Consider the following 26,263-nt stretch of genomic DNA (forward strand, 5'->3'; position numbering starts at 1 on the left):
AACAACCTTTACTGGAATTTCTTCTGAAGCATCAAAATATTTAGCAATCTCCTCAGAATTTTGTGCAACCTCTTTTAATACATCATCACCATATAAATGTTGACTTCCTGTTAAAAACCATACCTCTAAATTTTTAAATGGTTTCATTATTTAGCCTCCTCTTATAATTAAGTTTAAAATCAATCAGCTAACCTTTAGAACTTACTTTGCTTATAAATAGTACAATAAGTATATTGTAATGTTGTACGTACAACATCCATAAATAAAGAACCCACATTTAGCCAAGGTAATTCTAATTTATCTGCTCTTGCTAGTAATGTGGGCTCTTATAATGATTGTTATTAGATTTTAGCCACCTATATTTTATTGTATTATACTAACTATACTTATTTTAGAAGCTCACCTAAAAAGATTGTAATGTTGTACGAACAAGTTATTGAAATAAAAATTCCCACATATAGCCTAAAGGAATCCTAATAATACTCCTCTTAGCAATTGTGGGTTCTTGTAATAGTTGTTATATAGCTTATAACCACTTATATTCAATTATATAGTTATGGTAATTCTTCTTATGAAATGGTTGTTATACTAAATTTATTCTCTTATTATAATCATGTTGTATGCACAACCATATCTGTTACTTACATAATACATTATATCCTTCTCATTGTCAAGAATAGATTATAAATATTCTAATAATGCTAAAAACTATACTATTTAATAGTTAATCTACCAGCTTGAACACTTAATTTAAATAACGTTACATAGAGCTTGATTTAGCTGTAACTATAGTAAATAAATCATATTGTAATGTTGTGCGTACAAATCATTGGAATAAAAATTCCCACATATACCTAAAGGAATCCTAATAATACTCCTCTTAGCAATTGTGGGTTCTTGTAATAGTTGTTATATAGCTTATAACCACTTATATTCAATTATATAGTTATGGTAATTCTTCTTATGAAATGGTTGTTATACTAAATTTATTCTCTTATCATGATCATGTTGTACGCACAACCATATCTGTTACTTACATAATACATTATATCCTTCTCATTGTCAAGAATAGATTATAAATATTTTAATAATAAAAACTATAACATTTGCAAGCACAGCTAGATTAAGTTTTAGAATCACAATCCTACACATAGATATCCAACTTTAGAATGAAATCCAAATATGAAGTTATGTAGAGATAATGGGACACTTTTTACTTTGGTAGTTAGGTAGTTTGGGGGTAGATAGTTAGGAAAACCTAAACATCCAACCACCTATCCACCTAATTACGAAATTATCGCTCTATCCTCATTAACTTTCACTTTGGATTTAGAATCTATAGAGATGTTTCAATACAGATCCCTCTATTTTTCAAATAATCATCTACTCTCTTAATTCTTTTACAGAATTCCGTTCAATAATTTTAGGGTTGAAGATAACGTTTTCATTCAAATCAGAAACTTCATCATTAATCTTATCTAAAATAATCTCTCCTGCTTTTTGTCCAGCTTTTATCTTAGGATGAGTAACAGAAGTAATCGATATATGCCTTAGCCTTACTAATTTTGAATCATCAAAACCTATAATAGATATATCCTCTGGTATCTTATAGTTTAAATCATCTAGTATTTCCTTTAATAAGATAGCTATTTGGTCATTAAAGCAGAATATAGCTGTTGGAGGAGTCTTAGCTTTTATCAATTCAATTGCTAGAGATCTTATCTCTTCTTTGAATTTTTTTGGGTTTTCAAATTCAGAAACATAATACTTTTTGACATAGTCATTATAAACTGGAATACTATTCTCTTTTAATGCTTGCTCATAACCTTTAAACCGATTAATAGATGGCTTATGAAGCCCCTTATAGATAATAGCAATATTAGTATGACCCTTATCTATAAAGTATTTTGTAGCTAAATACCCACCTTGCTGATCATTTACTGTAATATAATTAAACTTATCATTCTCAAAATTACTGTCAATAATCACCACTGGTATCTTATTATCTACAAAACGCTCTAATAGACCAATATTTGGATAGTTGTAACCACTTTTAGCAGGCTCGATAATTAAACCATCGACATCCTTTTTCAAAAATTCATTTAGAATTTCTCGCTCTCTATTTTGATCATCCTTAGAATTACCCAAGATTATTTGATAGCCATTTTCATGTAATATACTATCAATTCCAGATAAAATATCAGCAAAGATATAATCATGTAAACTGATACTGATAAATCCTATATTATAAGTCTTCTGCTTTCTATTTTCAGAGCAAAAAGTTCCTAAACCTTGCTTTTTATATACCAAGCCATCTTGCTCTAAGATATCAAGTGCTTTTCTTACAGTGTGCCTACTAACACCATACTCTTCACATAAGTCACTCTCTGTAGGTAATTTATCCCTAGGCTTTATCTTACCACTATGAATCAATTCTTCGATATTATTCTTTACTTGAATATATTTAGGTAAACCATTAACATTCATTATTATCATACCCCTTCCTTTAATAACTCAAAGTTTTTAACCTGCTTTTAGCAATTTTCTTACTTGCTTAATTATATATTTAAGAATACTAATGCAGTTATCCGTACAATTTTTAGTTGATTAGGAGAACAAACTTTTAAAAGTTTATCTATTAAATTTATCATTTTAAATAGTCTGACTTGTTCTCCTCCATTATAAGCCTACTTAAAAAACACCTACTTCAGATATATAATTATTCTTTTAATAATTTCGGATATAAAATTATCTAATTATATTAATCATACCATATTAACGCTTCTTTGTCTAAATCTATTAAAATTTTCATAGACAATTTATTATATAATTCTTGTAGTATTGAGCTACTCACCTCAAAATCAAAGTAATATTATATCTACAATTCAAATATTAATAAATAAGGAATCTCAATAAAGGAGGGAGCCCTTTGAAAAATGATATTAATAAAAGAGCAATCAATACAAAGGCTCTAATTGCTATCCTATTTACAATCTCTTTGATTATATTTTCAGAACAAGCCTTTGATGCCGCTGTAAGTGGCTTGCATACCTGGTGGGAAGTTGTATTTCCAGCACTCCTACCTTTCTTTATTATGGCAGAGATCTTAATGGGCTTGGGAGTAGTCCATTTTATGGGAACATTATTAGAACCCCTGATGCAGCCTATCTTTAAAGTTCCTGGAGTTGGTGCCTTTGCTTTTGCTATGGGTCTAGCTTCTGGATATCCTATTGGTGCTAAGATTACTGGTAACTTAAGAAGAGAAAAGCTCTGTACCCAAGCTGAAGGTGAGAGGTTGGTATCTTTTACCAATACTGCTGATCCGTTGTTTATGATTGGAGCGGTGGCAAAGGTAACAATATGATATAAAAAAACAATTTGAACAAGATGACCTTTTTAAAGATTATCTCATATATTAAATATCGTATCTTTAATATTTTCTACTTCTTTTTCATTCAAGTTAGTTATTTTAACTATAACTTCTACTTTGATTCTATTTTTTGTATTTTCATTAATATTTCTTTTCTAACTTTCTTTATACCTTACTTGGTCCATACCTTTTCTTTCGGCTTTCTTTAATACCATCTTCTCATCTCTTAACCATTCTAACTTAACCCAGTTTCATAAGTTCTCTCTTTTTTTGGTTAAGCTTATTGTAACTAATACTTTAATTGTTTTTTTTGAATGCTTTTAACCTCAACTAATAGAGTGGGGTTTGTAATATTATTCGTTCTTGCATAAGACCAAAAGTTAAGACTATCTTTCAGTCTCCTAGTTAATGGAGTATAGTTTGTAACGAGTTTATTACAAATAGACGATAATTATATTTATGTCTTTCAGTCTCCTAGTTAATGGAGTATAGTTTGTAACTTTTTAGGTTTACCACAGGACACACCTGCTTTTTCTTTCTTTCAGTCTCCTAGTTAATGGAGTATAGTTTGTAACAACTAATGAAAGCAAGGTCAATACTGTTGACAAAGCTTTCAGTCTCCTAGTTAATGGAGTATAGTTTGTAACTTATTGTGCTCTGGTGTTCTATAGGATGAATTGATTATAAGCTTTCAGTCTCCTAGTTAATGGAGTATAGTTTGTAACAACAGAGCAATCAAATATTCCATCTAAATCAAAATACTTTCAGTCTCCTAGTTAATGGAGTATAGTTTGTAACTATAATGGTATGCCATACAGAAATAGAAGATTCAAACTTTCAGTCTCCTAGTTAATGGAGTATAGTTTGTAACCAAGGAGGTAATAATTTATGCAAAAATGCAGATATTGCTTTCAGTCTCCTAGTTAATGGAGTATAGTTTGTAACTGAAATGCAATGCTTGAGTGCAGGTAGTGAGCTGATCTTTCAGTCTCCTAGTTAATGGAGTATAGTTTGTAACTATCTAAGAATCCACCGTAATATTGAGTATTACCCCAAACTTTCAGTCTCCTAGTTAATGGAGTATAGTTTGTAACAAAAACACGATAATACAGTTAATCTCATTTGTACATGCTTTCAGTCTCCTAGTTAATGGAGTATAGTTTGTAACCAGACTCTATATATATTCTTCTTCCTATGTCGATGAGCTTTCAGTCTCCTAGTTAATGGAGTATAGTTTGTAACGAAGTCCATCCTGCTTTTAAAGTTAATGGAGAAATTACTTTCAGTCTCCTAGTTAATGGAGTATAGTTTGTAACGAAACCAGGTCGTGCTGCTTTAAGTAGATATATCAACTTTCAGTCTCCTAGTTAATGGAGTATAGTTTGTAACCATGGGATTGATTGCAGAAAAGCTAACGGAGATATACTTTCAGTCTCCTAGTTAATGGAGTATAGTTTGTAACTTAGCTCCCTTGACCCCTCTGTCTGCTCTATTGGTCACTTTCAGTCTCCTAGTTAATGGAGTATAGTTTGTAACATATTACCATCCTCCTTTGTATAGGTTGTACTATTTTCTTTCAGTCTCCTAGTTAATGGAGTATAGTTTGTAACATATAACCACCCCTTAAAACACATAGAAATGTCTAGCTTTCAGTCTCCTAGTTAATGGAGTATAGTTTGTAACTGGAACCGTAGGAGATACAAAAATAGACGCTTTGAGACTTTCAGTCTCCTAGTTAATGGAGTATAGTTTGTAACTATGTTGGGGGCTACAGGGAAAACAGTCAGGAGGTGGTCTTTCAGTCTCCTAGTTAATGGAGTATAGTTTGTAACAAAAGAAAGATGGATTAGTAAGCAAGATGTTGGTACTTTCAGTCTCCTAGTTAATGGAGTATAGTTTGTAACTACCTTTGTATTAGATTTATTTTATTTTGAGGATGCCTTTCAGTCTCCTAGTTAATGGAGTATAGTTTGTAACTTCCTAATTATGTTGATGATATAGAAGATTATTATAACTTTCAGTCTCCTAGTTAATGGAGTATAGTTTGTAACTTTGAGCCAGACAAATCCTCCTTTTGAAGCAACTGCACTTTCAGTCTCCTAGTTAATGGAGTATAGTTTGTAACGGTATTCCAGTTTCTCTGCTTACATCCTCGAATGCTTCTTTCAGTCTCCTAGTTAATGGAGTATAGTTTGTAACAACACATCTAGTGCTGATAAAGCTAGACTAGGAATGACTTTCAGTCTCCTAGTTAATGGAGTATAGTTTGTAACTTCTAAAACCCAATCTGCATCTATTGACGGAATAGCGCTTTCAGTCTCCTAGTTAATGGAGTATAGTTTGTAACGAGAAAAGAAATTAATCCATCGTATATAAAGATATGCCTTTCAGTCTCCTAGTTAATGGAGTATAGTTTGTAACTTGATTGGTTGACAGCTATTGAAGCTTTAAGTAATGACTTTCAGTCTCCTAGTTAATGGAGTATAGTTTGTAACTCTTCTTCAGGGTGTTGCCAACATCTATATTCTTTCTTTCAGTCTCCTAGTTAATGGAGTATAGTTTGTAACTGCTAATCTCCCAGCCATTGCCGATAACTCTTGACCTTTCAGTCTCCTAGTTAATGGAGTATAGTTTGTAACGCAGAAGCCGCACAGAAAGCCGCAGAGGAATGGCGGACTTTCAGTCTCCTAGTTAATGGAGTATAGTTTGTAACTTCTTATAGTCAGGTGGTGGGTTCTGTATCATCCCTTCTCTTTCAGTCTCCTAGTTAATGGAGTATAGTTTGTAACCTATGATATTCGTGTTAGAGGTACGTTGATAAATGGCCTTTCAGTCTCCTAGTTAATGGAGTATAGTTTGTAACTCTTAAGTCTGTGTCTGCTACTGTAATGTTTCCTACTTCTTTCAGTCTCCTAGTTAATGGAGTATAGTTTGTAACTCCAAGAAACCGCCGTCAAACAATATGCTCTAAGCAACTTTCAGTCTCCTAGTTAATGGAGTATAGTTTGTAACCGTTAATTATCCATGTGTTAGTTTTGATTGTTATTTTCTTTCAGTCTCCTAGTTAATGGAGTATAGTTTGTAACAAGGTTCAGCAATCAAGGCAGCAGTGGCTATATGTACTTTCAGTCTCCTAGTTAATGGAGTATAGTTTGTAACGTAATCAAGAATTAGCAGAACACGAGACGATACAAGTCTTTCAGTCTCCTAGTTAATGGAGTATAGTTTGTAACAATCAAATTTTCAGCTATAGTTGTTTTTCCCATACCCTTTCAGTCTCCTAGTTAATGGAGTATAGTTTGTAACCATAGTCAACCAAGTGCCGACATGGCGTAATTATGACTTTCAGTCTCCTAGTTAATGGAGTATAGTTTGTAACTGGTATAGTAATGAGAACGGTTTATATAGCTACGATGACTTTCAGTCTCCTAGTTAATGGAGTATAGTTTGTAACTTATCCACTTGACTTATCGCCCCATCAAAGGACGGGTCTTTCAGTCTCCTAGTTAATGGAGTATAGTTTGTAACTCAACGCTTATTGTGGCGACCCCACTTATGTAGAAGACTTTCAGTCTCCTAGTTAATGGAGTATAGTTTGTAACAAAGGTAACTGGCAGGTCTTTCCGACTTATGAACGCTTTCAGTCTCCTAGTTAATGGAGTATAGTTTGTAACTCTTCTAATTCTTTGTTGTAGTCTTCAATCATACAACAACTTTCAGTCTCCTAGTTAATGGAGTATAGTTTGTAACAATTTTGATATGGTTTTTCAGGCAGGTTTAGAAAAAGCTTTCAGTCTCCTAGTTAATGGAGTATAGTTTGTAACTGTTCTTCTGTTATCCTGTACCCTCTGCCAACCTTAGCTTTCAGTCTCCTAGTTAATGGAGTATAGTTTGTAACCAATAGCTTTTGCTCTTGAACTTATAGGCAGAACCTCTTTCAGTCTCCTAGTTAATGGAGTATAGTTTGTAACCTACAATAGGACAAACAGTAAACGAAGGACCACGAGCCTTTCAGTCTCCTAGTTAATGGAGTATAGTTTGTAACTCAAGACCGGCACGGTTCTAATCCGACACGGATGAAAGCTTTCAGTCTCCTAGTTAATGGAGTATAGTTTGTAACGAGTGGATGGCAACCCTAAAAGATACATTTGACCCGTTCTTTCAGTCTCCTAGTTAATGGAGTATAGTTTGTAACAGACTTAAATCTTTTTCCACTCTTCTTTTTTTGATTCTAGTCTTTCAGTCTCCTAGTTAATGGAGTATAGTTTGTAACAATTTCCAAACACATATCTGGCAAGCAGGTGCGAATGTCTTTCAGTCTCCTAGTTAATGGAGTATAGTTTGTAACCCCTAACTACCGTTAAGTTAGGGATTTGCTTCTTGATCTTTCAGTCTCCTAGTTAATGGAGTATAGTTTGTAACATGTATTCCCAAAATGCTAAAGCAAATTAGGGATAATCTTTCAGTCTCCTAGTTAATGGAGTATAGTTTGTAACTATGTTTGTCGGACTATTAATAAGGAGGGTAAAAACTTTCAGTCTCCTAGTTAATGGAGTATAGTTTGTAACTGATTGCTCCACTCTTCTAGCTCTTCATTTTTCTCCTTTCAGTCTCCTAGTTAATGGAGTATAGTTTGTAACCAAAGTAACAAGAAACAGAACGGTTTTTACAGAAGATCTTTCAGTCTCCTAGTTAATGGAGTATAGTTTGTAACAAAGATAATAGAGATGCTGATGTGGTTATTCCTATCACTTTCAGTCTCCTAGTTAATGGAGTATAGTTTGTAACCTAGAAGAGGCAATTAATAGATTCACAATAGAAGATCTTTCAGTCTCCTAGTTAATGGAGTATAGTTTGTAACGGTGGCGGAATTGGATATTCTGGTGGCGGCATCTTCGGCTTTCAGTCTCCTAGTTAATGGAGTATAGTTTGTAACGTATCAAAAGGATAGAGATACATGAGAGCTGGATTGACCTTTCAGTCTCCTAGTTAATGGAGTATAGTTTGTAACCTAATAATTCATTTATTAATGCTACTGGTTTTTGAGTCTTTCAGTCTCCTAGTTAATGGAGTATAGTTTGTAACCTTTATTTGATTCTAACCTGTCGATTATTCCACTACTTCTTTCAGTCTCCTAGTTAATGGAGTATAGTTTGTAACACTTTGTGGATTCTCAGAGTGTATTGTCTGGTGGTGGTCTTTCAGTCTCCTAGTTAATGGAGTATAGTTTGTAACGGAAGTGATGTGATGCCTAACACTAAAGAAGTAGCTTTCAGTCTCCTAGTTAATGGAGTATAGTTTGTAACTGCTTAATGCGGTATTATCAGACTTGAAAGACCCGACTTTCAGTCTCCTAGTTAATGGAGTATAGTTTGTAACGAATCATTCCCGCAATTTGAAAAATGGTTGTATGATTTCTTTCAGTCTCCTAGTTAATGGAGTATAGTTTGTAACAATAGACCTTAATGCTACTCAGTCAGCGGTTAGAGCCTTTCAGTCTCCTAGTTAATGGAGTATAGTTTGTAACCTCCTTTTAGATTGCTGATAGCTTGATTATAAGTAGTCTTTCAGTCTCCTAGTTAATGGAGTATAGTTTGTAACCGCAAATTTTAAAAAGTAAGAAGCCTATTGTATCAAGGGTTTATAGCACCTATGATATTACAAATTGCTCACAATTTTTCGCAAAGCAATTCTTGCAGAAAAAGCCTAGGGTTTTGCGAAAGCACCTTCAACCCTTTATACTACTAGACTTTTAAGCACTTTAAGATTATTCCTTCTTTTCAATGTACAAATACAAAGTGTTATTTATAATAGGTTTGCGAAATCCTACTCTTATTATTTTCTATACTAAACAAATAATTCCTTTATAAAAAGTAAATTTTAACCTTTTATTATCTTATAATTCCCCAATCCAAAAACTGTATTCTTGCCAATATGAGTGTACTGTCCCAATATTAGATATGGTAAAAACTCTGCCAGTTCTCCTTGATATTCTAGTTCTCCTATTACTCCATACATCTTTATTCTTTGTTTTTGTTTATTTGAATATCGCTCCCAATCTTCCCACTTAGTATGATCTTTGACTAATTTAATACCCTTAGCTCTTTCTAAGTATTCAGCAAACTTGATATCCAATTTCTCTTTTCCATAAAAATGACTTAACTCAGATATCCTTCTAAATAAATTCTTCATTAAAGGATAAAACTCTATCTTATTAAGATAGTCTCCTTTATGTTTGAGTAACATTGGTGTAATTAATTTCAATCGTAAATGCTTATCAGATAGATTCTGCTCTAAATTACTAACATCATCCTTTTTAATCTTTAGCTCTGAATTATGAACCATATTTGCATATTCAGAATAGATACGTTCTGCTTTGCCAGTTAAATCATTGATATTCCAAATTTCTGATAGTATAAACTTACCTCTACCTAACCCTATCCCTTGATTCTGTAGATACTTCCAACTTTCAATAATATAAGGCAAGAATTGATTAGTGTAGCCAAATAGATTAAGATTAAATCTAATTTCTTGACCTGAATAAAAGACTTGTTGTCCGTTAGTCTTGGGTTCAAAGATAAAGGGGCGTGGTTTGTGGTTGAAACGGTTTGAAGTATTATCTTTTTCTTCTTCTGTTAAATGCGGATTAAACAGCTGAGAATAAGGACACATTTCATTGAGATTACAATCTTTACACTCTTCTTGCTTGATATTACAAGATAACTTCTTTAAAGCATTACCAAAAGCACCCCGGAATGTTGAACCGGGATGTAATGGTAATTTTATTGTTTGAGTTGCAATTAATGTAATTGTTAGTTGAGTAATTGGTAGTTGCATAGCTAACCCTCCTAGTCTAATCCTAAATATTTATCCACAAAAAACTTAGGCAGATTAATTTTATTCAAATCCTTGAAATCTAAATCCCATCTATAATTATCACCTAGCTTGGTCTTACCTTTAAGTAAAATGTACCTTTGAGTTAACGTCATAATACTATAATAATTAAAATTATCTACTTCATTATGATTAACTTGAATTGGTAAAAATAGCTCTGCTTCTTCTTCAATTAAATCTCCTTTAACTATATCAGACATCTCTTGAATCTGAAACATAGTTCTCTTTTTACCCATATAGAAGGTTTGTCCACTATAGTATTTCTCAAGATAGTCCTTATCAGTTGAAAAAGCTATCGTTAAGAAATAATTATTAGTAAGCATTGATTCTATATTACCAAACTTAGGCAATTTATTATTATCTTGTACTCCTGCATTTGTTTCATCAATCGAATTAAAGTCATTAATATCAGAATTATCTCGATTCTTATTCCAAAGGTCTATCTTCTTTTCCTCTTTACACTTCTTCTTATCTATTATATAAGCACAAGTAAAATATCTACCATTAGGTAATTTATATCTATTATTAAACTCATATTCATCTGGAACAATGCCTTTTTCTATCTGTAATTTCTTATCTCCAATCAATTCATTCTCTCTAGTTAAACCTGCATAAACCATCTGTTCAGTCAAAAAGGGATGAGTTTTGTATTCAGAGCCAAAATCAGATGCTATATTCAAAAATCTACCACAATTTTTAATTATAATAGCCCTACCATAAACTACTTTATCCAATTAACTCACCCCCTACTTAATTAATTCATCAAAATACTTTTTAAACTCTCCCTCAAATTTATCTTCTAATTCTTCAATCTCACTATTTTCATATATAGAATTTCCTTCAAATTTAATTAACTCCTTAAAATTATCAACTTTAATTTCATCTATTTCCTTAGCCTGTTCTAATATATCTAATACTGAAAATTTAGGATGACCATTACCTATAGCCCAAATCCTAGTCTGGAACTTTCCATTTCTAGCACTATATTTTCCATAACCATGATTATCAGCCCAGCGAATTGCCTTTAAGTAGGAAGCTACATCAAATAAAGTAGCTCTCTCTATCATCACTATAAAAGGAAAGTATACTCCTGCCTTTACTGTTTCATAATAATGAAAGTTAGAGGAAGTAGCCTTTGAACTATCTTCTGCTACTTGATTTCCTATCTTCATACCATTAATTGCTTCATCATTAACAATACAGTCATCATCTGTCTGAATGGAATAAGTATCAAAACTTCTCACACGAGAGAAATTCTTTTTACCACTATTAGAATTCCAACCACCAAATAATGAGCAATTTGGGCAAGCTATGCATAAACTTTGAGGAATTATACACTCATTCCCAAATAATACTTTCCATTGTTTATTAAAATCATCTGCTTTAATAAATTGTTTAACTTTCTTATTATCTTTATATGTATCTTCTTTAACGAATTCATTGATTTTATTTCTAATTAGATTAATATGTCCTCTTCTTTCAATTCCTTCCTGCTTTCTAGCAATAAATTCTGCTCTTACTCCATCCTTTTTCCCAAGCAGACCCTCCACCTTATCTACATAAGTCTCATTTCCTTCTCCATCATGAGAAACAGGTAAAAAATTACCTACTGTTCTCTTCATACCTACAATTGTAACCACAGGTGAATTCCCTAATTGTGACTCTTCTCCTACCTTTAATAAACTCTCAATATTATTAAATTTTAAATCCATATTATTTATCCCCCTTTTATTTTTTAGACTTCTTATAATAACTAGTATTATTTAATAATACTTCTTTAGCTATCTCAAAATTCTTTTCAAAGTCATAATTCATATCTTCAAATTTCTGTTTTATCTTATTTAATTTATCTGAATCTTTCACCTGATTAATTTCATCTTCTTTATAAATTTCTATATTTAAATTAATTTCTTCAACTAAAGAGTATAATGGATATAGAAATTCAGTAATCCATCCAAATAAACTCCTTTTTAAATAAAGTAGATTACTCTTTTTAGATAATACTTTTTCATTCTTTACCACGCTCTTTTTAATCTCTTCTGTTATTTCTGCTATCTTCTTCTTATCCTTATCATAAAATCCCTTAGCTGAATGAAGTATCTTAGTAGACCACTCCCTATAACCTGCTAATACATCCTTACCCTCTTCAGCATCATACTTTAAAATCTTCTTAATTAATAATCTAGGATATTTCTCAAATTCAGTTGGTGCTTTATGAAAGTTTTTAGGAAATACTCCACTAATTAAAACAAGTTGCGAAAATAAATCTTCAGTAAAAGCTTTTAACTTCTGAGTATCAATCTTTTGTCCCATAAAATCCACTTCCTTTCTAATTTTATTTGAAATCTTGATTAATGGAAATAAATTTGGTGAAGAAACTTTTCTATTCCAAATATTGCTTAAATTATTATAATTTGAACCTTTATTATCACCTAATAATTCTCTATAAATTTTAGATATAGTTATTAAAGGCAAATTCTCTAAATCTCTTGCTAATTTCAATCTCTTTTTAAAAGCATTTTCTTGTCTATCCATAAATGTTCTACCACTTACACTTTGTGGATTAATTAATTTCCAGGCAACTTCAGTTAACAGTTCATATTCTTTTAAAGAATCTTCTTTTCGTTTATCCTTATAATAGAAAAAGTTTTCTTTATTAATTTCATCTGTTAACTTTGGAGTAGATAAATAATAAAAACTCCCCTTTACTCCAGCTAAACTCGATAAGAAACTAAGCATAGAATAAACTGACACTCTATTTTGGGAAAACTTCTTCTGAATTCCATCTGACCTATTTAAGGCATAAGGTAAAACAAAAGTATATAGCTTATTCTGACCTTGTCCCAAACTAAAGATATGTGTATTAACCTTATCATTCTGCTGACCATTCTTATACCAACTCCAAATTGTAGGAGGTACTTTAACTGGTTTCTCTTTTTTATTCTCTTTATCACTATCTATTAATTCTTGCAATAAATCATCTACATCAGGGCTTTTTCCCTCTGAGTTCTCCTGTTCTAATTCTCCTATAGAATCATTTATCATTTCATGAGTATAAACACTAGGCTTTTGCGTACAGTAATAAAGAGAATTTAAAATTCCTTGAATCTTATTAATTCTTTCTTGTGGAATTTGACCATAAAAGAAAACTAAATTTCTTTTTTCAGGAAATACATTACCTGAATAGTATGAACCAAGATATTTTAGCTTTAACCATAGATAAATCCCACAACTAACACATATTTTTTTATGATTTTCTATTGTTGCCTCTTGATTAACAAATTTAAATGATTCAAAACCTGTAATTACATTTCTCGCAATAATATGAGTACTCTTTTTAAAACAAATAAAACATTTATTTTTACTATTATTCTTATTTAATGCTATACTTTGAGTTAACTGTGGAAAAATTATTTTACTATAACTTTCTCTTTCTATATCTATAAGTAAAGTAACTTTCTCTGCGATTTTACAGCTTTTTATAGAATCTAATAGTTTTTCTTTTATACTTTCTGGAACAGAACTTTTAATTTCTAAATAATCATTAAAAATCACTTTATAAATAGAATTTTGCTTAAAAAATTCTTTAAAAAAGTTCTCCATATCACTTATATTAATAGCAAAATAATCTAAAAATTCTTTTGTCTCATTTAATTCTTTAACAATTTCCCAACAATTAGCAACTGAATTCATTATCTCTATTATTAATTCTTCCTTCTTATCACTCTTTTTAAGACTATCAACAAACCTCTGTAAAAAATTTAATAATTCTATACTATATCTTTCAGTTTCAAAATAATATTTTATATACTTGCTGTATTCTCCTTTAGGTTTCTTAGTTAATTCATTAACTTCTAATAAATCAAATTTATTTTTCAATTTTTTTAATTGTGATATTAATTTTTGATTAGAACTTATTTTAATAAATAACTCAACTATACTAACAAAATTATTTTCTTCTTTAACTTGTTTAATAAAATTTATTATGCAATTATTCAAGTCTACTTCTATTAATTTATCTTTCATTTCTTTAAAATCTAATTTATCATTTAAATAATTTTTAATAACTTTCTTATCTTTGGCTTTAATCTTATTATTATAACTAATGACTTTAACAAGTAAATCAAATTTAAAATCAGTATCATAATTAAATTCGACTACATCTTTAAATAATTCAATATCAGTAATCTCATTATTAATTAACAATTTAGATATAAAAGATTGTAAACTCTGATTTTCATAATTCATAGTACTCACATTAAAATATTGAGTAAATAACTTGAAATTATCCTCAATAGTGTAATTGGCTTTACCTTTTTCAATCATATTTTTCTTAAATTCTTCTTCTAAAAATTTAGGTAATATTGTAAGGGGTAACGATAAATAATTATATCCTTGACATAAAAGCAAATTATCAATTTTACCATATATTCCTCTCTCTAAATCCTCATCGGCAAAAAATAACTCTTCCAGATTCTCTGCAAAATAATCTTTAAAATCCTTTTCCAACTCTTCTAAAGAAAATTTCTCTATATCATCCTGTTTTACTATATAATAAAAATTCTCTAAATCATTATAAACTAACTCTATCTTACCATCATCCTTTTTCTTCTCTTCATAGAGTCTTAATAACAACTTACTAATATAGTCATTAAATAAAACATTACCTATAAAGACCTCTTCCCTTTCTGATACTGCATTAAATAATCTAAAGACAACATAATTATCAAACTTTTGATACTGACCATTATTTCTTATAAACTCTGAAATAAAATCTAAATTCTGCTCTTCCATCTCATCAAATTTGGCTTTAATATTTTCTCTTATTAACCCTATAGAACTCTCTGTCACAAATTCACACCTCCTAGCGTCAACTTTAAAATCTCTTTTAAAGCATCTGTCATTCTAGCTTCTTTTTCTTTCTCAGCAACTAAAGCTTCATCAGCAAAGTATTCTTCAATAAAACCTAAAATAGATTCATTATCACTCAATTCTTTTATTTTCTTTCGATAGTCAACACCTTTTGCCAATGAATAGGAATGAATTAAATCCGCTAATACAATAAAACCACCTGCTGGATGATATTCAAATAATAAATCTGTTAAAGTAATCCTACTCTGTTCTTCTGGGGAAAACTCAGTCCAATACTTTTTAACTTTATATTTATATTCATCTTCATCAACTTTACTCAGAAAAAATAGACCATGATGACTAACTGCAAAAGCAAGAATATCTTCCAATACTTCCTCAGAATAATCTAATTCTAAATCCAAATGAGCTAAAATCTTATCCCAGTTAGATTTAATATCATCTATATAATCTAAAGTCTTAACTTCGTGCTTAAGATAATTTTTTGACTCTCCTTTTAAAACCTGTTGAAACTCTTTATTCTTCTTTCCTATATCATGTAAATAACCTGCTATTTTCATAACCTTCTTCTTATCATCATCTAAATCTACTTTTTCTAAAAGATAGCTTAAAATCTTATAAACTCCCCATGAATGACCTTCTAAAGAAACATCTGCTCCCTCAGCAACATAATCTTCTGATTTAGCTAGTTTATCAATTGTAAATATGCTCATAATAACTCACCTTCTTTCTGAGCATTAATCAGTCTTTTATATAAGTAAAATAAAGCTCCATTGATATTCTCTAATAGAACAATTCCTCTAGGATTTCTTCCTTTATGTTCTTCGTTTAATTGATTTTCATAAGTAGTATCATCAACTATGATTTCACCATAATCAAATATTCTATTCTCTTGTAGCCACTTCATATAATTTTTTTGCTCATCTTCATTTCCAGCTAAGAATAAGAAAAATTGATTAGGAATATTTAACCTTCTATCTTCAACCATTACTGCGCCACTATCTTTATGTAAAAATATATCTCCAAATCCTAGTACAAATCTGTAGCTATCAGTTAATAAATAATTTAACATTGCTTGGTCATAGTCTTCTAAATTTTGATACTTATCACTACTAACAAATTTTTTGCCTATATCTCTAAAACTCTTTTCTTTCCTTAAAAATTGCCCCTCATATCTCTTGCAAATTCCCTCTCTTACATAAGGCTTTAACATTCCTTCTTCTTTAACAAACATTAATTTACTATGTTTAAGAGTAGAGTTAATATCCACATAAACATCCTCGCTATCTTTATAACTCATCCAAATCAGGCTATCAAAGCTCTTATCAGTATAAGCAATTTCAAAAGGAGAGTCAGAATCTAATAGATCTCCATTTCCCAAAAATCTTAAAATATAAAATGGGTTTTTAGTTACTCCACCTTTTAATGAAACTGATGGCATAGTTCCTCGTAATCCATAATTTAAATTAACTTCTGCTCTTAACTTATCACCTAAATCTTTGATATTTTTATCTAGTTGATTGTTTAGTTCTTTACCAATTCTCCCTAAATTCTGATTAATAATATAATGATATGCTTTCAAAAACTCTTCATCTTCAATTCCTTTAATTTCTTTAAATATACCTTTGATTTTTTCTGTAAATTTCCCTCTCGATATTTGTTTTTTATCTCCCAAACTAGTATTAATTTTTACATAGCTATCATCAGATACGAATAACTTTACTTCACTATCTTTTCCACTTCTTCCGGCTCGTCCAAATCGCTGTAAAAACGAAGCTACATTAGTCTCTTCTGTAATCAATAAATCACAATTAAAATCAACCCCAACCTCTACCGCAGATGTAGATAATAGAATCTTTTTCTTATAATCAGCTTGATTAAAAAATTCCATTAACCCTTCTCTTACATAGTTAGACATACTACCTGTATATAAAACTACTAAAACATCCTTATTCTCTTTCCAGTTAGCAATATAACGCAGAACCTTAACCTCTTTAATCCAAGAATTATCAAATTCATCTCCTAAAATCTCTTTAAAGATATCAACCTCAAACTCTACCTCTTTAATATCTTCAAAAACCTCTTCAAATTCATCTTTTGCTTTTACATCTTTTAACTTTAACTCTCTAATTAGTTTATTAGCTAATTTAGGACTATAATTAAAATACTTCTTATCATCAACAACTTTAATTGTTTTAATATCAAAATAATTATCTTTACATTCTATAGTAAACTTTTCTTTGTTTTCTATTTGATTAATAAAAATATCTTTAATCCTATCTATAGCAGTTTTAACTTTACTTAAAACTATTTTTTTATCATCATAGATAGATATATCCCTATCTATTCTTAAACTATTATAAATTTCTTTTACATAATTATCTCCAGCTATCTTCTCTTCCAAATTATCAATCAAGTCTCCATCTTCTCTAGCAGACTGTTCAATTACCTTCTCAAATCTATTATAGCCCTCTTCTAAATAATCGGAAATTATAGCAAATACTTGTTCATTATTTAAATCTAATTCTATGTCAGCTTTAGTAATCTCTAAATATTCCCTTACTAAAATATTATCAAGTAATACATCCAAACTATCTTCACTTTTCAATAATTCTTCTATCTCTTTATTCTTCTCTTCCTCTTTAATATTCTCTAATAACTTATTAATGCTAATTTTAACACTATTAATAGTAAATCGTTCTATATCTTCCTTTGATAGACTATCTGTATCTATCCCTTCAGTATTACTGTAAAATAACTGATGAGCAATCTTAGCAGAATTTAAAATAGCTACACTACTTAATTTTTCATCAACTTCCACTACATCTTCTTTTAAACTTTTTTCAAATAATTCACCACTAAATTCATCTTCTTTATTTATTATTTTTAAATCTATATTTCCACAATTTGATTTACCCGTTATTTCATCAATATTATCTTTATTTTTGTATATATTTTTCAATGATTCATTAGCAGTTGCAGTTAAAATATGATATCTCTGTCCCCTTTTACTGTTCTCTTCCTTACTAATCATCTCAGCTAACTTCTTCATCCTATCAATTAAAAAGATAAGGTTATTAAGCACCAATCCTGTAAACAAATGTGCTTCATCAATTACTACCTCATCAACTTGAGCTAGCCCATAAATTAAAAATGAGCTATACTTAATATTTTTGTTAAAGAACCAATAAATCGAATCGGGAGTAGCAATAATTATTTTCTTATTTAGTGCTTTTATTACCTGACCTCTACTCATACCACCTTTTATCTCGGTTACTTCATCTTCTAGCTCATATTCTTTGGCTAATTTATCCATTACTCCCTTCTGGTCTTGTAATAAAGCACGTGTTGGATAAAGTAATAGTATTTTATCTATTGCACCATCTTTAACTTTATAAAATAAAGGTATAGCATGAGATAAAGTCTTACCAGCAGAAGTTCCAGCAGTCAACAGTATCTCTTCATTATTCATTATCCTTTTAAATGTTTCATGCTGATGACTATAAGGTAAAAAATCAGCCTTTTTCCCATCTTTACTCATATATTTTTGAAAATAATTAATTAATGGCTTAGTTTCTTTAGTGATATCTTCTTCTTTACAACTGTCTATCTTATTCTTCTTAACAGTTACTTCTATCATCTATTCTCTCCTTTCCATAAATCCGCTTATAAAAGTATATTTAGAGCTTTTTTCAAAATCTCTACTTCTTGTTTTAATTGTTTATTTTCTTTTTTTATAGCTAATAATGCTTCAATATTAATATTATCTTCTATAAATATTTCTCTCTGTTCATAAAGTTTAATCCAATTATTTATAGAAACTATAGAAATATCATATTTATAAGCAATCTCTGATTTAGGTACTCCTAATTTGTAAAGTTCTACTATTATTTGTTTAAAAATTTCAGTATGAGTTTTTTTATTCATGTTAAAATTCCTTTCTTTATCTGTATTCTCAATAAGAAAATCTGGATGTATTTATTATATAAATTCAAAATACATATGGTTTAAATTTATTATTGATTTCTTATTATATTTTTATTCATTAAATTAAATATACTTTTTAAGAATAAAAATAAGATTTCAAGGTAAAATAACATAGATGCATTAAATAATAAATAAGAACTTTACTAACTTTCCTCCGAAAATAGGAGACTGAAAATATGTTTTTTGTATTTGATATCCAAATAAAACCTACTCCCATAATTAGGAGACTGAATCATTTTAAAATCATACCACTTCCATCTTATTGAAGGAGGTGGTTACTTATATACCTCCATCATCCCCTTAATTTCATCCTTAATCTCCTCTCGTAAACTCTCAGGCTCCAACACCTCAGCACTAGCTCCATATTTCAAAATCCAACCTTTAACCTCACTCAAACCAGAAGTCGTAAAACTCATTATGATACTACCACCCTCTAACTCTTCAACCTCCTGAGTTGGATGATAATTATTCTCTTTAATCCATCTAGCTATATCACCACTAAACTTAACTTTAACCTGTACATCCTTCTCACCACGCATTGTTCCCCAGGAATTACCCATATATTTTTTCAAAGAAAAATCATCTGGATACTTAAATTTATCCCTAGTAATCTTAATCTCCTTAATCCTATCTACTCTAAACATTCTAGTCTCATTTTTATTATGACAATAGGCAATTAGATATAAAAATCCCTTTTTAAAATCTAATATATATGGAGATACAATTCTCTCACTAGTCTTATTGCTTTTATGACTATAATATTTAATCCAAACATTTGTTTCTTTATGAATAGCATTATCCAGCAAGGTATATATTTCTCTACACTCACTATAATCAACCAATGAATTTAAACTAAAGTGAATTCTACTTTTCAATGGTTCTAAAACAGCTTGTACTTTACTGGGTAAGGTAGCAGTTATTTTAGCCAAAGAACTGTTTACTTCCTCATAATAAGGTAATTCACTGTTATTTAAGATACTGTTACTACTTGCTATCAATGCAAGTGCTTCTGATAAAGTTAAATTAGGTGGTTTAAGGTGACAGTCTTCTCTTATTTTATAGGCTTTTAATTTTCTATTATAATAAATAACTATCCCCGCTTCTTCTAAACAATTCTTATAACGAAAAAAAGTATTTTTCTTAATATCTAATAAGTTTTGAATCTCCTCTCTATTATATCGAGAATGTTTTCCTTCAATTAGATTTACCATCTTTATCATCTTCCAAGCTTTATCTGCAACTTTCCCCACATTAAACACCCCAATCTAATAACTACAATTCTATATGTAATTCTTGATAAAAATTTATCTTCCTGCAAAATTATACATATAATCTTATTATATCCATATAATCTTCATTTAATTCCTTTATTTTCCATTTGCCCGTAGTCGCTAAATTATCATACTTTACTTTTTCTAAGCTACAGAAAGGACAATTTTCTACCTTTTTATTGTCTTCTGGAGTAAAATAATAAGCATCACATTTATAACAGTAATTTTGTTCCATAATTCATACTCCTTATAAAATAATAAATTTAACTCAACCTAATGACATTCCTCATAGTAAGGACAGCTCTGATAACAATTATTAGATACACCTGGGTCAATTTCCTCAGCAACTATTCTCATCTTCTCATCACGTTCTTCAATAAACCATTGGCGTAATTCTTCATCAATAATATGGAACTCTTTCTCTATTAACAATCTTCCATCTTTGAACTCAGGATAAACTAGACACCCTACTGAAACAGGAAAAGAATAAATACTCTCCATCACCATTGCATAACCTGTAATTGTTAGCTTATGAAAATCTCTAGGTTTTCCAAACTTCAAATCTAAAATCATTGGCTCACAGAAATTAAAAGCATCTGCACTTAAATGAGAACTAAGTCCTAAAAAACTACCATCTAATTTTTGCTCTACTACAACTGGAATGGTTAGATTAGCTAAAGAATCAACTCCAATATAAGGTTGCTTAGCTAATAACTCCTGCATTCTAAAAATCAAACGATTATATTCAAACTGCCAGATTATCTCCACCTTATCTTTCAGTTCTAAATAATAATCTTCATCCAACATTCTTTTTCTCTTATCTAAATGTTTAAAATTAGGTTTTTGCAATTCTTCTATGACTAAGCTCTGCTTATCTACTCCGTGTGAGTAGATTAACCTCTTAGCAGTTACCAATAATTCTGCTAAAGTATCATGTAAGATACTCCCCTGCAACATTGCTTGATTCCACTTACTCTTTACACCTACCACCTTTCTTAAATATAAATCTCTGCCTGTAGGACAATACTTACCTGCTATCTCATACAAAGCTAATTTATTATCATAAATCGGCTCTAGAGGTGGCTGATTCCAATTCCACCCTCGTAATTCATCAGTGATTCCTATCCTTCTTGACTTTGGCAACAGTCCTCTTACTAGCTTTTGTCTCTCTTCTTCAGTTAAAAAGTACATTATACATCACCACAAAAATTATAATATTCACAATCCTTACACTTCCCTTGCTCCTTAACAGGAGGTGGCAGTTCTTCACTATCAATCAATTCTCTAATTCCTTTAATTATATCTTTAACTTTTCTTCTTAAATTAGCAGTTATCTCTACTTCAAAAGTATCTTTTCGAGGTATGAGATGAATTATCCCTTTTCTTACCCTAGTCTTGTATTGGTCTTCTACTAATAAACAATAAGCTGATAATTGGTATTTATGATGTAATCCTGGATCTCTAGTGGAATACTTTAATTCAACAGGTATGTATTTTTTCTCTTGTACTATTAGCAAATCCATCTTTCCCCTTAACCCTAGACGCTTAGATATCAACTCTACACCATATCTCTTCTCTCCAGCTTCTAATCCATACCTCTTTAATGTTCTTTTTGGCTCCAATCTATCATTACGGTCATGTTCTCTTTTACCATATTTCATCTTATATGTCTTCTTTCTGATTATAGGCATACAATATGTAAAATAAATAATACGCTTACAATACATATACTGCTTAATATCAGTTACAGTAATCATTTTCTAATCACCTACTCTATTAATCTCACGAAATAATTTCATATCCTTACTACAGATAGGATATAATCTTATATTACCTCCACTACCTCCTAGAGCTCTACTTATCTTTAACATCAACTCTTCTCTCAAATTATGATTCAACTTACCAGTAAAAGCACTCCACTGTATTCTATGTAATCCAAAATCTTTACAAGTCTCAGCTACCTTATTTCTAACCTTATCCTCAGATATATCATAAATTAATAAGACATCCATTCTACCACCCACTTACAAAAGGAATATATTTTTTACCTGTTTTAACATAAGAAGCTATATTTCTAGCTTGGCGTTGCAATATTACTTCCAATCTATACTTTTTACCATCATATCTCTCTTTGCTCTCTAATCTATTTAAAATCTTAGTAGCTAACATTCTTCTATCATCATCAGCTATCCTGCCATCTTCTATCTGAAACTTAACCCCTTTATTAAGTAGACCAATAATTGTTCTGTCTACTACAGTCTGTCTAAATTCTTCAACTAAATCTAAGGCTAATGATGGTTTACCAGATCGATCAGCATGTAAAAATCCACCATATAAATCAAGACCTGCTCTTAAAATAGCAGAAGAAACTTTAGAATATAAGATTCCATAACCATAATTTAATAAAGAATTAACCAAATCAGTAGCTCCTTGAGTCTTACGACCTTTAAACTCAATTTCTTCAGGCAAGATCATCCTTACTAACTTCCAGTATTCTCTGGCTGATCTTCCCTCACTAGATAGAATTAATTCTCTTACTTCATCTATACATTCTCCTTTTATATTCTTTAGCTCCGCTTTAATCTTTTCTATCTTAGCGATACCATCATAAATTAAATTATATAACTCTCGGTCTTTGTTCTTTCTATACTTGGCTAAATACTTTAACAGAATAATTTGATTGTCAATCTTACCTTCAGCAAAAGCAATAGCAAGTTCTATTCCGCGCTTGTCACTATAAGCAAGTAATTGTTCTCGACGTGTCTTAACAGTTCCTGTCATAGCAGATGAAGAAATTTGAGCTAAATGTTTACCTGTATACGTAAGTAAATGGATCTGTATTCCTGTTTTAGCACATTCTTTTATCACATCTGATGATAAAGATACGCCTGAACTACTAACCAATATCCCTTTTACTTTAAAAAAGGGTACTTCCTTAAATATCTTCTTATTTTTCTTTAAAACAACCCTTTCACCCTTCTTGCCAATAAACACTCCATAATCATCAACTACTAAAGCTTCTTTATCCAATTTAGCACCTCCCTTAAGAATCTGAATCTAGTATAACACAGTAGATTCCCAACAGGGTGGGAATGAAAATGAGAAAGTTTGATTTAGATAAAAAAACAGAGCTAATCATCTGTATCAAACAGATAATTAACTCTAATCAGTTATATCTATATCTCATAGCATTTATTAACACAATCTCCTAGTTAATGGAGTATAGTTTGTAATGTACATTTTCTTTCTATTTCTCTATAATACTTGCAATTCTTTCAGTCTCCTAGTTAATGGAGTATAGTTTGTAATTATGAGATTAATCAAGCTTGGAGCATTATCATATACTCTTTCAGTCTCCTAGTTAATGGAGTATAGTTTGTAATTCTACCTAAAAGCTCAAGGGGATTCCATGGTCGGGGCACTTTCAGTCTCCTAGTTAATGGAGTATAGTTTGTAATTTATCAATCTAAGACATTAGAAGTAATGCAGAGAATAGCTTTCAGTCTCCTAGTTAATGGAGTATAGTTTGTAATTTACCAACTTTACCTGACGAAGCCTTTCCTGAAGATCTTTCAGTCTCCTAGTTAATGGAGTATAGTTTGTAATTAAAAGGGATTAGGCTAAAGGATGAATTGCTAGAATGGCTTTCAGTCTCCTAGTTAATGGAGTATAGTTTGTAATTATGTAGCTTAATAGACATACCTATGGGTTATGATGGCTTTCAGTCTCCTAGTTAATGGAGTATAGTTTGTAATACTTCGATTGCTGGATAGCCATATCGAACTGAAATCTCTTTCAGTCTCCTAGTTAATGGAGTATAGTTTGTAATTTAAGAAAGAACTAATAATTAAAAATGAGGAACTGGACTTTCAGTCTCCTAGTTAATGGAGTATAGTTTGTAATGGCTAACATTTCTGCTTCTGTATCTATCTGTGATGTACCTTTCAGTCTCCTAGTTAATGGAGTATAGTTTGTAATGAGAGTTGCATGGGTATTTAGAGGTAGAGACTAGATTTCTTTCAGTCTCCTAGTTAATGGAGTATAGTTTGTAATAATATAGGAGGGTAGTTGATTCTACCCTCGTTTACAAGGCTTTCAGTCTCCTAGTTAATGGAGTATAGTTTGTAATTAAAGCTAAAAAGAAATTAGCTAAGGTTCACGAAACTTTCAGTCTCCTAGTTAATGGAGTATAGTTTGTAATAACGGTGGCGACACGCTAGATTTAAAACTACCATAAGCTTTCAGTCTCCTAGTTAATGGAGTATAGTTTGTAATCAAACCTCGTAGGCTTGCCCCGAGGATAGAGCAGACTTTCAGTCTCCTAGTTAATGGAGTATAGTTTGTAATTGCAGAAGGATGGAGTATGAGAACCAGTACAAAAGGCTTTCAGTCTCCTAGTTAATGGAGTATAGTTTGTAATTAAATCAGCAAATAAACTTACAGGAGAGTGATAAAACTTTCAGTCTCCTAGTTAATGGAGTATAGTTTGTAATTCTAACTTTGAATAATTTATATTCACAAAGTAAAGCTTTCAGTCTCCTAGTTAATGGAGTATAGTTTGTAATCGAGGAAATAGCAGAGAATTATGGCTATAGCATAACTTTCAGTCTCCTAGTTAATGGAGTATAGTTTGTAATTTTTGAACGCTTAGATTACATCATGGAGTATATAGAACTTTCAGTCTCCTAGTTAATGGAGTATAGTTTGTAATTTCTATAGCTATAATTGGACTTGCAGAATATGAAGAACTTTCAGTCTCCTAGTTAATGGAGTATAGTTTGTAATTTGAGAGGGTTGCAGCAAAAAGGAAAGAGGTTAAAATCTTTCAGTCTCCTAGTTAATGGAGTATAGTTTGTAATTCAGAAACCACCTACTCCCACGATCAGCAATGTCATAAGCTTTCAGTCTCCTAGTTAATGGAGTATAGTTTGTAATAATATAGTCAGGTCTGTCCCAAGTGATTTTTACGCCCTTTCAGTCTCCTAGTTAATGGAGTATAGTTTGTAATTAGGAGGGGATAACAAGACTATTTACATAGGTGAAGAGCTTTCAGTCTCCTAGTTAATGGAGTATAGTTTGTAATTTAACTGACCACCTTTTAATGTAGTAAAGGTAAATATCTTTCAGTCTCCTAGTTAATGGAGTATAGTTTGTAATTAACTTATATTGAGAGAGTCAATCGTGCAGCTGGTGAACTTTCAGTCTCCTAGTTAATGGAGTATAGTTTGTAATTATCTAATGCATTAAGCAATATCTATAATTATGACGAGCTTTCAGTCTCCTAGTTAATGGAGTATAGTTTGTAATATGATTATATCAAGGTGGTTCCTGACGAAGATGGAAACTTTCAGTCTCCTAGTTAATGGAGTATAGTTTGTAATACATGCCGACAAAACAGGCTCTTTCTTCTGTTGATATCTTTCAGTCTCCTAGTTAATGGAGTATAGTTTGTAATAAGTAGCTTATTTATAAGTGAAATAGGACACTATGAATTCTTTCAGTCTCCTAGTTAATGGAGTATAGTTTGTAATCATCTTAGCTCTTACCACGGTTTGGTCTTTAGAGACTTTCAGTCTCCTAGTTAATGGAGTATAGTTTGTAATCGCAAATTTCCAATGGTAAGAATCCTATTATATCAAGGGTTTATATCACCTAAGCCTTCATAAATTGCTTGGAATCTTTCGCAAACCAATTCTTGCGAAAAAACACTAGTGGTTTTCGAAACATATGGACTAAAAATAAATATGGAGCTAATATGTATGTATTAATTCTATACTGATGAATTTTTTCCTTTAAAAAATCTAAACTATAAAATTCTATATCAAAAGATCTGAGATGGAATTGAGATTTCCCCATTAAATTAAATATATAG

Annotated in this window: 14 protein-coding genes, 2 pseudogenes and 2 CRISPR repeat arrays; of the genes and pseudogenes, 1 reads left to right on the forward strand and 15 read right to left on the reverse strand. The window is 30.6% G+C overall.

Annotation, left to right across the window (positions count from 1 at the left end):
- Positions 1-147 (reverse strand): annotated as a pseudogene (locus tag BX659_RS19735) (L-arabinose isomerase); the annotation flags it as partial.
- Positions 148-1,383: 1,236 nt separating this feature from the next.
- A complete protein-coding gene (locus tag BX659_RS16110) occupies positions 1,384-2,487 on the reverse strand; it encodes a GntR family transcriptional regulator (RefSeq protein WP_172431994.1) in 1,104 nt (367 codons plus the stop codon).
- Positions 2,488-2,956: 469 nt separating this feature from the next.
- Here BX659_RS16110 and BX659_RS16115 point away from each other — a divergent pair.
- A pseudogene (locus BX659_RS16115) lies at positions 2,957-3,349 on the forward strand (nucleoside recognition domain-containing protein); the annotation flags it as partial.
- Positions 3,350-3,760: 411 nt separating this feature from the next.
- Positions 3,761-8,971: a CRISPR direct-repeat array (repeat unit 37 nt; unit sequence CTTTCAGTCTCCTAGTTAATGGAGTATAGTTTGTAAC).
- A gap of 279 nt (positions 8,972-9,250) precedes the next feature.
- Here BX659_RS16115 and cas6 read toward each other — a convergent pair.
- The 13 genes from cas6 to cas1 form a co-directional block, all read right to left on the reverse strand.
- On the reverse strand, positions 9,251-10,207 hold the full coding sequence (gene cas6 / locus BX659_RS16120) for a CRISPR system precrRNA processing endoribonuclease RAMP protein Cas6 (RefSeq protein WP_097019329.1): 957 nt from the start codon (positions 10,205-10,207) through the stop codon (positions 9,251-9,253).
- Positions 10,208-10,218: 11 nt separating this feature from the next.
- Positions 10,219-10,998, reverse strand: a complete 780-nt coding sequence (locus BX659_RS16125) for a hypothetical protein (RefSeq protein ID WP_097019330.1) — start codon at positions 10,996-10,998, stop codon at positions 10,219-10,221.
- A 12-nt stretch (positions 10,999-11,010) separates the two neighbouring features.
- Complete coding sequence (gene cas7d, locus BX659_RS16130; protein WP_097019331.1) at positions 11,011-11,976, reverse strand: type I-D CRISPR-associated protein Cas7/Csc2; 966 nt, start codon at positions 11,974-11,976, stop codon at positions 11,011-11,013.
- Positions 11,977-11,992: 16 nt separating this feature from the next.
- Positions 11,993-15,115, reverse strand: coding sequence for a hypothetical protein (locus BX659_RS16135; protein ID WP_097019332.1), 3,123 nt, complete (start codon positions 15,113-15,115; stop codon positions 11,993-11,995).
- Positions 15,112-15,846, reverse strand: coding sequence for a CRISPR-associated endonuclease Cas3'' (locus tag BX659_RS16140; RefSeq protein WP_097019333.1), 735 nt, complete (start codon positions 15,844-15,846; stop codon positions 15,112-15,114). Before BX659_RS16140 ends, BX659_RS16135 begins: the two co-directional genes overlap by 4 nt.
- A complete protein-coding gene (locus tag BX659_RS16145) occupies positions 15,843-18,773 on the reverse strand; it encodes a DEAD/DEAH box helicase (protein WP_097019334.1) in 2,931 nt (976 codons plus the stop codon). The genes BX659_RS16140 and BX659_RS16145 overlap by 4 nt, the downstream gene beginning before the upstream one ends.
- 26 nt (positions 18,774-18,799) lie before the next feature.
- Positions 18,800-19,060 (reverse strand): transposase, encoded by a 261-nt coding sequence (locus BX659_RS16150; protein WP_097019335.1) that lies wholly within the window; start codon positions 19,058-19,060, stop codon positions 18,800-18,802.
- A 335-nt stretch (positions 19,061-19,395) separates the two neighbouring features.
- The gene (locus BX659_RS16155; RefSeq protein ID WP_097019336.1) at positions 19,396-20,370 is read right to left on the reverse strand and encodes a helix-turn-helix transcriptional regulator; all 975 of its coding nucleotides are present in this window, start codon (positions 20,368-20,370) and stop codon (positions 19,396-19,398) included.
- 70 nt (positions 20,371-20,440) lie between these two features.
- On the reverse strand, positions 20,441-20,626 hold the full coding sequence (locus tag BX659_RS16160) for a hypothetical protein (RefSeq protein ID WP_097019337.1): 186 nt from the start codon (positions 20,624-20,626) through the stop codon (positions 20,441-20,443).
- 38 nt (positions 20,627-20,664) lie between these two features.
- Positions 20,665-21,582 (reverse strand): type I-A CRISPR-associated protein Cas4/Csa1, encoded by a 918-nt coding sequence (gene cas4a / locus BX659_RS16165; RefSeq protein WP_097019338.1) that lies wholly within the window; start codon positions 21,580-21,582, stop codon positions 20,665-20,667.
- The gene (gene cas4, locus BX659_RS16170; RefSeq protein ID WP_097019339.1) at positions 21,582-22,148 is read right to left on the reverse strand and encodes a CRISPR-associated protein Cas4; all 567 of its coding nucleotides are present in this window, start codon (positions 22,146-22,148) and stop codon (positions 21,582-21,584) included. Before cas4 ends, cas4a begins: the two co-directional genes overlap by 1 nt.
- A gap of 3 nt (positions 22,149-22,151) precedes the next feature.
- A complete protein-coding gene (gene cas2 / locus BX659_RS16175) occupies positions 22,152-22,403 on the reverse strand; it encodes a CRISPR-associated endonuclease Cas2 (RefSeq protein ID WP_097019340.1) in 252 nt (83 codons plus the stop codon).
- Position 22,404: 1 nt separating this feature from the next.
- On the reverse strand, positions 22,405-23,421 hold the full coding sequence (gene cas1 / locus BX659_RS16180; RefSeq protein ID WP_097019341.1) for a CRISPR-associated endonuclease Cas1: 1,017 nt from the start codon (positions 23,419-23,421) through the stop codon (positions 22,405-22,407).
- A gap of 167 nt (positions 23,422-23,588) precedes the next feature.
- Positions 23,589-25,994: a CRISPR direct-repeat array (repeat unit 37 nt; unit sequence CTTTCAGTCTCCTAGTTAATGGAGTATAGTTTGTAAT).
- Positions 25,995-26,263 lie beyond the last annotated feature (269 nt).

It is taken from the genome of Orenia metallireducens (assembly GCF_003001995.1).
GTDB classification, from domain to species: domain Bacteria; phylum Bacillota; class Halanaerobiia; order Halobacteroidales; family Halobacteroidaceae; genus Orenia; species Orenia metallireducens_B.

Excerpts from the sequence above, each read along its gene's own strand:
- BX659_RS16110 (WP_172431994.1), bottom strand. The coding sequence starts at position 2,487 with ATGAATGTTAATGGTTTACCTAAATATATTCAAGTAAAGAATAATATC.
- cas6 (WP_097019329.1), bottom strand. The coding sequence starts at position 10,207 with ATGCAACTACCAATTACTCAACTAACAATTACATTAATTGCAACTCAA.
- cas7d (WP_097019331.1), bottom strand. The coding sequence starts at position 11,976 with ATGGATTTAAAATTTAATAATATTGAGAGTTTATTAAAGGTAGGAGAA.
- BX659_RS16140 (WP_097019333.1), bottom strand. The coding sequence starts at position 15,846 with ATGAGCATATTTACAATTGATAAACTAGCTAAATCAGAAGATTATGTT.
- BX659_RS16145 (WP_097019334.1), bottom strand. The coding sequence starts at position 18,773 with ATGATAGAAGTAACTGTTAAGAAGAATAAGATAGACAGTTGTAAAGAA.
- BX659_RS16150 (WP_097019335.1), bottom strand. The coding sequence starts at position 19,060 with ATGAATAAAAAAACTCATACTGAAATTTTTAAACAAATAATAGTAGAA.
- BX659_RS16160 (WP_097019337.1), bottom strand. The coding sequence starts at position 20,626 with ATGGAACAAAATTACTGTTATAAATGTGATGCTTATTATTTTACTCCA.
- cas4a (WP_097019338.1), bottom strand. The coding sequence starts at position 21,582 with ATGTACTTTTTAACTGAAGAAGAGAGACAAAAGCTAGTAAGAGGACTG.
- cas4 (WP_097019339.1), bottom strand. The coding sequence starts at position 22,148 with ATGATTACTGTAACTGATATTAAGCAGTATATGTATTGTAAGCGTATT.
- cas2 (WP_097019340.1), bottom strand. The coding sequence starts at position 22,403 with ATGGATGTCTTATTAATTTATGATATATCTGAGGATAAGGTTAGAAAT.